The sequence below is a fragment of the Streptomyces sp. NPDC107765 genome, from assembly GCF_055657085.1.
Window position 1 is genome coordinate 147,358 of the sequence record NZ_JBVKBL010000020.1, and the last position, 8,469, is coordinate 155,826.

The following is an 8,469-nucleotide window of genomic DNA, read 5'->3' on the forward strand; positions in this document are numbered from 1 at the left end:
CGGGTGGCCGGGTGACCTGAGAGACGCACCGTCGCGGCCAGGCGGCCGCGACGGTGCCGTCGCTGCCGACGCCAGCTGACCGGGCCCTGCGCGGCGCCGCACAGAAACCGGTAGTCAATACTTCAGCAATTCAGGTCACAACCTCTGGACGCGCTGCACCGGTGGACCTCTGAAAAAACGGAGCGACTGGGTAAGCTCAATAGATCATTCTCACGTGGTGGGCTAAATCACGACCACAGAGTCATCCGTGGCGCTCCAGGCCTCGCCCATGCCGCCTCTGCCGAATCGCTCATTCAGCTGGTACCGATCCGCCAGCAGCATGCTCGTACACCACCCAGATTCCAGCGACACGCGGGGCGAACCGTAACACTCGCTTCACCAGCGTTTAGCCACAGGCTTGGGCTAGCAGAACCACCCTCGAAAGGACTCCTCGGCTCCCTCCTCCGCGTCGGAGTTCCGCCGCGTCACCACCGCCAGCAACCGCTCGACCGAGCGCTGCCATACAGCGGCACGCGTCGGCTCTCCCGCCTGTGCCCAAGACGGAACGTAACGCTTGCGCCGCCGCGGCTGGTACGGAGGGCGATCCGGGGCGTCGGCCGCCGCGCCGAAGAAATCCCCGCCCTTGCGCTTGAAGCCGTCCGGGCCACACTCCTGCCTCTGGCGCTGCTCGGCCGATGCCTTCTGCAGGTGCGGAATGTGCTTGGCGCAGTGGATGTACGCCTCGTCAACCGTGATCTCGACCCATAGCTGGGCTCGCCGTCCGGGCACGGGGTCGACCGGCAGCTCGGGCCGGGCGCGGTGCATCTCCTCGTCGGAAACTATCCGGGCCCGCCCGTTGACGTGCAGGCCGATCCGGTCCTTCAGGAAGTCGATCATCAGGATGCCGACGTGGGGGTTCTCCTCGATGTTGCCGAGGCTGGCGAGCACGCCGTTGCCCCGGTACTCGGGGTAGACCAGCGTCCTGTCGTCGAGGACTTGAAGGAAGCCGGGCGGACCGGCCCGGAAGGTGCTGTCGCACTCACCGTGCCGGTCGGAGGTGGCCAGGAAGCACATTTCCTGGCGTGCCACGAAGTCCCGCATCCTGGTGTTGAGCCGATCCAGGACCTGCTCGTCGTAGAACTTGTCGGCGCGTGCGGTGGTGCCCATGCGCTCCTGGAGTTCGTGCTCGCCCTCGCTGCCGGGTCGGACATGGCGGTCTGCAGTGGGCATGGGATCCGCCGTGGGCGTCCGGCCTGTCGTGGACATCTGGTCCGCCACCTGGTCCTCCCTGAGCACCGCCTGAACGCCGCCTCTCCACGTACCGGTCGTGGCCGACCGGAAGGCTTCAACCGCCGGGCTCCGGCTTCGGCGTGAAGCGGACGGCGCACCGATATCAAGAAGTAGATGCCGGACGCGGGCGGGGCTGGGCGGGGGGCTCCATCCCCGCCCGCGTCGGGCACGGATCCTGCAGCCGGGGGGGGACCTTGGATCCGTCGTGTGCCGACTATCAAATCGGCACACTCAGTTCTGCGCCGTCGGCTCATCAACTGTCACACCCGCACCGCGAGCGAATGACGGAATTGCGATAGGCGCTAATATCGAGGGAAGACGAACTTCTTCGTCGAGTTCGTGGAAGGCGTGACGGATGCGCCGACCTGGCGGTCACAGGATATTTTCGTCATGGACACAGAGGGTGCTCGCGTCCTCCTCAATTACGTCGGGCCAGCCGTGATCTTCCTGCTCGTCGGACACGGAACAGCCGCACGGCTACGGGCCTTTGACCCTGCTGCGTCAATCCAGATCTGTGAAGAAACTAAGGTGGTTCAGCCACAGGCCTGAAAGCGGCTGCGTTCATTCCAGAAGAATGTGGTTGGGTATTCGGTCTCGACGGCGACCGGCCAGTGCCGCAAGAGGCAAGGCGCCGGAACCTCCACGGCACCCGGCGCCACGACTGCTGGGCGCTACTGCACGTCGACGTAGTCGCCGGTCGCCTTGGCGGCCGGAGTGGTCGAGGTGCCGGCGAAGTTCCAGCGCCAGTAGCCGTCCACGGACGCGGTGACCGTGGCCTTGAGGTCACCGGTGCTGGAAGTGTTCACCGTCTGGAGGGTGTTGTAGGTGCTGGTGCCCGCCTTGCGGAACTGGAGCTTGACCGGCTGGGCGGTGTAGCCCGCGTAGGTGTCGGTGTCCCAGTTGGCCCGGGTCAGCCTCCCGGTGACCGTAAGGGGCTTGCCGGCGGCTATCGGCTCCGGGCCCGCGTTGACGGTCAGCTTGGAAAAGCGCTGGAGTCGGACGGTGGTGTAGGCGTCCCGCACCGCCCGGCTGTTGTCGTTCGCCCACACCTCGATGCCGACCTTCCAGGTTCCGGCGTCGGCGTTGGTCAGCCACCGGTCAGGTTCGAAGGTGAAGGTCTTCGAGCAGGTGGACGTGGTCGCTGAGGACGCGACGCAGTCCGCCGGAGTGGTGTCCTCGTTCGGCTTGAGGTAGCCGTCCGGGTTGTCCGGGTCGGTGCCGCGCCAGAGATGGAAGTCGGCGTCCCAGATGCCCGAGGGATCGGTGGCGGTCACCGACACCGTGACCGTCTTGTCGGCGAGGCCAATCGCGATGTCCTTGCCGCCACTGACGGCGGCAGTGGTGATCTGGACGTCACCGAGAGTCTCGTCCCCGTACGCGACGGCGGTGGACCCGCCCAACGCGACGGCAGCGCCCAGTGCAGCGAAGATTGCGCGCTTGCGCATGAATCTCCCCAGTGTGCAGAAGAGGCCCGCCGGTTGCACGGCGGGCGAAGAATGAGGCGCCAACTGTAAGCAGACGGCCACACCCTCCCAACGGCTGGTCGATCACACGCGGCCCCGGGGAAACCTGGCCGCACCCGGGGGCGGCCAGGTTCCGCGAACGCCAACCATCACTGCGCGCCGTCCAGGCTGGGCCCACAACCGCCGCTCTCGCCTGACGGGGCACCCGGCCTGCCGGAACGAGTCGCCTCCCGACGCGTCGCTGGTCAGAGGCGGCGCACCCGCCCGGCGATCAGGTGTCCGACCAGCAGATAGATCGCGGCAGGCAGACCGTAGTTGAGGGCGACCCGCAGCCCTTCGGTGTCCATGGTGAAGATGTCCCGCGCCCACCAGGCGAGCGAGTCGGCCACGCTCTTCACGAACTGGACGAAGACGTTGCCCTGGTTCGCTTCCAACAGGTAGAGCAGGATCCACAGCCCCAGGAACGCGGCAGCTATGTCGGCAAGCGTGTGGATGCTCAGGGCCGTCCGCTTTGCGGGGGAGCCGCCCCCGCTGCGGGAGTACCGATCATCTACGGGCACGGATTCGAAGCTGTGGCTCATGGGAGTCGCAATCTGACGCAGGCAGCATCTCGGCGGCGGGACCAATCACGGCCAGGGTGGCCACCCCCCACAGGAGACGCCCTGACCGTGATCGCATACGGGGACGACCATGCGCACCCGTATGCCGTTCTGCGTCGCAGGGCGCTGTCACGTTACTCGGTCGTACGATACGTCCGATACGCGAGGACATATGCACCCTTTCGGGCGCTGGTCGTGCTGGTGAAACGAGGAATCAACCGGTGACGCAGCAGGAGTAGCCGATTGGTCATCGGCCCATGCAGATCCTGCGGTTCCCCCCCCGTGCCGGCGGATCCGCCGCCCGGCGCGGGCGGCGCACTCCCCTCTGGAGCCCCCGCCCGCGCCGGCCTCATCCCTCGTGAGCAGTTGCCAGTGCCTGTTGCGGGAGCCACCGCCTGCCGGTGTGCTGCCGACACGAAGACAAGCGGTCCGTACGGATGCGCTCCGCACGGACCACTCACGGCCCGACCCGTGTCGAGTCGGTCAGCGGTCGCTGGTGACGGTGACCGGCTCGTCGTTCTTGAGCTCGTTCACCAGCTGCTTCACCTTCGGCCGGTCCCACTGGAGGTTGCCGCCGATGCTGCCGGAGACCGGCAAAAGCCGCCTCGTAACGGTATGACGTGCCCATCGGCGCCCGCCACGAGTACGGGTGCCGGTGTGGCTGCTGCCGGTGGATGCGATGGGGCTCGCCGAGGCTCTCGTGCGGCAACCGGGGTCTGGTCCCGTTTCGGGGGCCTTCTGGAATAGTCCCGTTGCCCAGAGCGAGCTGGCTGCGCTGACCCGGCGCTTCGAGGAGAACGCTCAGACCACCGACCGCGAGTTCGGCATCGTCAAGAGTGACCTGACCGCGTTGCGTCTGCAGGTCGGCAACCTTGACCAGAAAGTCGACCGCCTGGACGAGAAGCTCGATGGCTTCATCGCCGAGCAGCGACGCGTCAACGCCACCCTCGTGAGCTACTGTCCTGCCTCGCAGGCAAGGACCCCAACGCGGGTTGAGACGCCCAAGCCGACCCGTTCCAGGGGCGTGCCCGGGAAGGAGACGTCGGTCAGGGTGGCGCCGGTCGTATAGTTGCCCCTCGCGGCTGAGGCTCAACCACTCAACGTGCGAGGCGGAACAGGACGCCCGCCAACACTGGGGCTACAGCGCGAGGAGATCCCGAAGGCGTAGGGAACCGCCTGGCCATGAGTGGGCTCGCTAAAGCGTGTTGCAGAGGGGATCGGCACATGCAGCTGAGCGGGGTCAGCTCAGTGGTCGCCGAGCGCGACTCAGCACTGCCACATGAGCGACGCGCGGCCGCACGGCTCACAGGCGAACGCGTATGCACGACCCCCGCCGCCGAAATTCATGGCGGTGCTGTGATCAGGGCCTTCCTCAAGCTGAACGACGAACGGCATGGTGCCAGCACACGAAGGGCAGGAGGGAGTCTCATCACCTTGGATCCAGGCGGGATCCCCTCCAAGCTGGCCAAGCACGGACGATTTGAGACGTTCGCTCCTCGCCGCCCAGGCTTCGCGGGCCAGCTCGTAGTTGTCATCAGGCTCTTGCGCGAGGTCGGCAGCCCGGACATCGCCGAGCACGAGCAGAGTTTGCTCGGCACCTTCCGGACGGGGCAACGGATCAAGGTCAGCCATCGGGAAGAGCAGGGCACGGTTCCCTCCCGAGGCCGGCTCCCAGTCGTTGCACATGCCCGGGTCGTTTTGACAGGCGAACAACGCAAGGATTCCGCGCTTGCCTTCCGCTGCCCCTGCATCAAGGTTGTTCAGGATGACCTGGGCAAGGAACTGCATCGGGCCCTCGCATGATGCGCAGCACGGCCATTCAGTGCCTGCGGGAGCCAGGGGCACTCCACCCGTCCGGGTCACCAGGGATTCCGGCGCGGTTGAGCCGGCGTCGATCATCAAAGTCGTCATGGCCCAGGACTCTAGGTCAGACCGATGACATCCCTTTCAGCGAGCACGTGATCAACATGTATCACGGTCCCGCATGCATCTGACTGCGAGAAACGTGGAGGATAGTGATCCACACTGGTTTCGCCGGGATGCAACACGACGGGTCAACTGCAGCCCGGCCATCGAGCCACGACCTCCCAGGCCCTCCAGGCCTCGGTAGGCGACGTAGGCCATGCGCGCGACGAACGGGAGCTCCCATGGCCCGAAGCCGTCCCCGCTCAGTTGGGTGGCCTGCTCCCCCCACCGGACATCAGCAGGCAGTAGCTGATGCCGACGATCGCCGGCGACACAGCGCCGAAATTGGAGGAGAGCTGTGGATTCGAGCAGGGGACCCACATGACCAACATCAACTGCTCCTGACGGCCTGCGCTGCTGCAGGTTTCACCCCGCGGGTAAGCCACGAGGCCATCGACTGGTTCGCCATCGTCGCTCTGGTCTCACACGGTTTTGGGATCTGCCTGATCCCGCGTCTCGCCCCCGTTCCGCACCAGTTCGATGCCGCACGTATCTCCTTGCGTGGCGAATCCGCCCCTACCCGGCGGCTTATCACCTGCATCCGACGCGGCAGCGACCAACACACCCCGATTGCCCTTGGGCTTGAGGCACTCCAAGAAGTGGCCGCTGAGTTGGCATCAAACGGCTGAGGCAGTGCGCTGGCACGAACACTCGGCTACTGAGCAAACGCATGGGGGCTCATCCTGTCCTCGTGACGTCAGTCCCTCATCGTGAGGTGGAGGATGGCCCGCTGGTCCCGGAGGAACCGCGCCCGGGTCTGAACGGACCATAGCCAGCATCGGATAGTGATGTTCAGGCCGTTGATGTCGCAGCCGCACTTGCCGCGGACATTCGGCGGATGGGCGGCGGCAGGGTCACCGCCAGACGATCAACGGGATCCTGCTTGGGCAACGGGTCGGCATCCCATTGCGGGATCTGCCGACGCACGTTCGGAAGACGGTGTACGACGGGCATCGCAGGTGGTCGGCGGATGGGACGTGGGGGCAGGATGGCGCGAACCGTCCAGGCCGACGTTGGCGCGTTGGGGCCGCATCGACCGGCCCGAAGCGGGGCCGCGAGAGCATGTGGCCAAAGGCGCCACGTCACGTGGCTGACGGCTGCGGCAGTCCAGGGTGCGGGGGTGCCGTTGAGGTGTTCGGCGCGTTGTGCGATGAGGGGGTGAGGTGGGAGCGTACGCCTCTGCACGAGGACAACCAGTGCGGCGGGGGTGACGTTCGCCCAGTGCAGGCCGGCGTGCCCGGGGGCCAGTCGTGGAGCTGGAGGGGGGCGATGCCGAGGAAACGGCGGAAGCTCCGGTCGATCCACTGCTGGCGTACGACGGCCGACAGCGACTGTCTGCCGCCAGGTGGATCTCCGTTGTCAGTCCGCCGCGGGACCGTCTGAGGGCATGTTCGGCTGGTTCGCCGGCCGGGGCCCCTTTTGATGGGCCCCGGCGGCGTGCCGATGCGCCCGCACGATGGTGGAAACGACAGCGACGACCCAGTCGACGTCACCCTCGGTGTCGACCTGGGCGAGGAAGGCGGTGAAGCCTTTCGCCCAGGTTTCGTCGGCCGCCCACATGTGCAGTCGGTTTCGGGCACCCTTCCATGAGCCGAAGTGTCCGGGCAGGTACATCCACGGAGTGTCGGTGCGGTACTGGGGCGTGTTGTGAAAGTGCTTGCTGTGGATTCGGGGGCGAGCGGAGCGGTGGCCCTTGATCAACGCGGCCGGGCTTCATAACCTCGCTCGATGGGACATGACGACCTTCCGACCCTTGAACTCGCCTTTCCGGGCCCGGAACGTGACCGTGGGGTGGCGGCGATCCTGAGCGGTCAGAAGACCGCGCTCACGGGTCTCCTGGAGATCTACGAACACGCCGGCGAGGCAGTACCGGTGACCGGAAAGCGATTCTGGGTGCTTGATTCCGAGGGTCGTCCGGCCGTCACGATCGAGCTCGTCGACGTGCGCGTCGTTCCCATGAAGGAGATCGACGACGACTTCGCGCGAGCCGAGGGACGCGGCTACTCCGACGTGGCGGAGTGGCGGGTAGCGCACGAAGAGTTCTTCCGGAGCGAGGGCGTGAGCGAGTACCTGGGACGCACCCCGGTCATTGATGACGACACTCTTGTCGTTGCAGAACGCTTCCGAGTGGTCGAGCCCGACGACTCGGGTGGTCCGTGACCCGGGTCCGACTCGATGGGAGCCCGAGAAGATCAACCGGACAGGCCCTGTGGGTGACGTGAACTGAGCCAGCCCTGGCACCCGCGGACGCGCATCAACAGCCGTGGATGGCCCCGGCAGTCCTGTCGCCGTAGGTGAAAAGGGTTTTTGGTATTCCTCAACACGTATTCGCCAAGCCTAGCCGAGGGGCTGTTGATCGCGATGACTCACCAAAACCGACGGTGAAACTTCCTGACCAACCACGCCAGGGTGCTACTGGCCGTCGCACGAGACCCGACCGCACGGCTAAGCACCATCGCCGCTGCCTGCCAGATCACCGAACGAACGGTCCAGGTCATCGTCACCGATCTTGAACAGGCCGGCTACATCCTCCGACAACGGACCGGACGCCGCACCCTCGAACTCGACCAACCGCTACGGCACCCCGTCGAAGTCGGCCTTTGTGTCCGCGGCCTCGTTGAACTCGCTGTCGAGGATGCACCTCAGCCGCCGAGGACGGCTTCTGCGTAGGTGGCCGTGTCACAAACTCGCACAATCTGATCTGTCCCGGTCGGCGTGGCCAGTGCTCGGCAAGGGCACCAGGCTTTTTCGTCGTGTGCTTCGGGCCTGGGGCGACTCTGTTCTCCCCGGGCTGGGCCTCGATGGGTGCGCTGGGCATCTCTTCGGATCTTCCGGGTAGGGGCGCGTCGAGGGGGATTGCAGAGGCGGACCGAGTCAACAGCGAGGAGCCCGAGCATGACCAGCACCGGCACCACCGCAGGGACTGCGATAGCGACACCGGCCACCACGCCCAAGCGGAATGCCGTTTCGGCCCCGCTGGCGCCTCTGCCCTCAATCGAGGAGCCTCAGCGCCTCGCCCCGAAAGATGCCCGGCAAATGTCGAAAGTCTTCTTCGGGCGACTCGCCGTCCTTGAGGAGGGCACCGCCGAGTACCAGTACGTGCGCAACACGCTGATCGAGATGAATCTGTCCCTCGTGCGCTACGTCGCCCGGCGCTTTCGCAGTCGTAGCGA

General features: G+C 66.1%; 9 protein-coding genes and 4 pseudogenes. 6 read left to right on the forward strand and 7 right to left on the reverse strand.

The window, feature by feature from the left end:
- Positions 1 to 402: 402 nt before the first annotated feature.
- The 4 genes and pseudogenes from ACZ7MX_RS35125 to ACZ7MX_RS35140 all read right to left on the reverse strand — a co-directional run.
- Complete coding sequence (locus tag ACZ7MX_RS35125; RefSeq protein WP_472138173.1) at positions 403 to 1,209, reverse strand: pyridoxamine 5'-phosphate oxidase family protein; 807 nt, start codon at positions 1,207 to 1,209, stop codon at positions 403 to 405.
- 731 nt (positions 1,210 to 1,940) lie between these two features.
- Positions 1,941 to 2,714 (reverse strand): DUF5707 domain-containing protein, encoded by a 774-nt coding sequence (locus ACZ7MX_RS35130; RefSeq protein WP_472138175.1) that lies wholly within the window; start codon positions 2,712 to 2,714, stop codon positions 1,941 to 1,943.
- 263 nt (positions 2,715 to 2,977) lie between these two features.
- Positions 2,978 to 3,313 carry a hypothetical protein gene (locus tag ACZ7MX_RS35135; RefSeq protein ID WP_472138177.1) on the reverse strand — a complete coding sequence of 112 codons (336 nt, stop codon included), beginning with the start codon at positions 3,311 to 3,313 and terminating at the stop codon, positions 2,978 to 2,980.
- Positions 3,314 to 3,814: 501 nt separating this feature from the next.
- Positions 3,815 to 3,928, reverse strand: a pseudogene (locus tag ACZ7MX_RS35140) (LCP family protein); the annotation flags it as partial.
- 52 nt (positions 3,929 to 3,980) lie between these two features.
- Here ACZ7MX_RS35140 and ACZ7MX_RS35145 point away from each other — a divergent pair.
- Positions 3,981 to 4,400 carry a hypothetical protein gene (locus ACZ7MX_RS35145; RefSeq protein WP_472138178.1) on the forward strand — a complete coding sequence of 140 codons (420 nt, stop codon included), beginning with the start codon at positions 3,981 to 3,983 and terminating at the stop codon, positions 4,398 to 4,400.
- A gap of 197 nt (positions 4,401 to 4,597) precedes the next feature.
- On the opposite strand, the gene ACZ7MX_RS35150 is transcribed toward ACZ7MX_RS35145, so the two are convergent.
- Both ACZ7MX_RS35150 and ACZ7MX_RS35155 read right to left on the reverse strand, forming a co-directional pair.
- Positions 4,598 to 5,242 (reverse strand): DUF1963 domain-containing protein, encoded by a 645-nt coding sequence (locus tag ACZ7MX_RS35150; protein ID WP_472138179.1) that lies wholly within the window; start codon positions 5,240 to 5,242, stop codon positions 4,598 to 4,600.
- A 51-nt stretch (positions 5,243 to 5,293) separates the two neighbouring features.
- The gene (locus ACZ7MX_RS35155) at positions 5,294 to 5,542 is read right to left on the reverse strand and encodes a hypothetical protein (protein ID WP_472138196.1); all 249 of its coding nucleotides are present in this window, start codon (positions 5,540 to 5,542) and stop codon (positions 5,294 to 5,296) included.
- Between ACZ7MX_RS35155 and ACZ7MX_RS35160 the strand changes: the two genes are divergently transcribed.
- Together ACZ7MX_RS35160 and ACZ7MX_RS35165 are read left to right on the forward strand one after the other, a co-directional pair.
- Positions 5,479 to 5,925 carry a LysR substrate-binding domain-containing protein gene (locus ACZ7MX_RS35160; RefSeq protein ID WP_472138181.1) on the forward strand — a complete coding sequence of 149 codons (447 nt, stop codon included), beginning with the start codon at positions 5,479 to 5,481 and terminating at the stop codon, positions 5,923 to 5,925. The two genes, ACZ7MX_RS35155 and ACZ7MX_RS35160, sit on opposite strands and share 64 nt — an antisense overlap.
- A gap of 159 nt (positions 5,926 to 6,084) precedes the next feature.
- Positions 6,085 to 6,323, forward strand: a pseudogene (locus ACZ7MX_RS35165) (transposase); the annotation flags it as partial.
- 312 nt (positions 6,324 to 6,635) lie between these two features.
- On the opposite strand, the pseudogene ACZ7MX_RS35170 reads toward ACZ7MX_RS35165, so the two are convergent.
- A pseudogene (locus ACZ7MX_RS35170) lies at positions 6,636 to 6,760 on the reverse strand (IS5/IS1182 family transposase); the annotation flags it as partial.
- A gap of 264 nt (positions 6,761 to 7,024) precedes the next feature.
- Here ACZ7MX_RS35170 and ACZ7MX_RS35175 point away from each other — a divergent pair.
- The 3 genes and pseudogenes from ACZ7MX_RS35175 to ACZ7MX_RS35185 all read left to right on the forward strand — a co-directional run.
- Positions 7,025 to 7,456: an ASCH domain-containing protein gene (locus ACZ7MX_RS35175; RefSeq protein ID WP_472138183.1), complete on the forward strand. Its 432-nt coding sequence runs from the start codon at positions 7,025 to 7,027 to the stop codon at positions 7,454 to 7,456.
- Between the two features lie 249 nt (positions 7,457 to 7,705).
- Positions 7,706 to 7,966, forward strand: a complete 261-nt coding sequence (locus ACZ7MX_RS35180; protein ID WP_472138184.1) for a MarR family transcriptional regulator — start codon at positions 7,706 to 7,708, stop codon at positions 7,964 to 7,966.
- Positions 7,967 to 8,191: 225 nt separating this feature from the next.
- Positions 8,192 to 8,469: pseudogene (locus ACZ7MX_RS35185) on the forward strand (RNA polymerase sigma factor SigF); the annotation flags it as partial.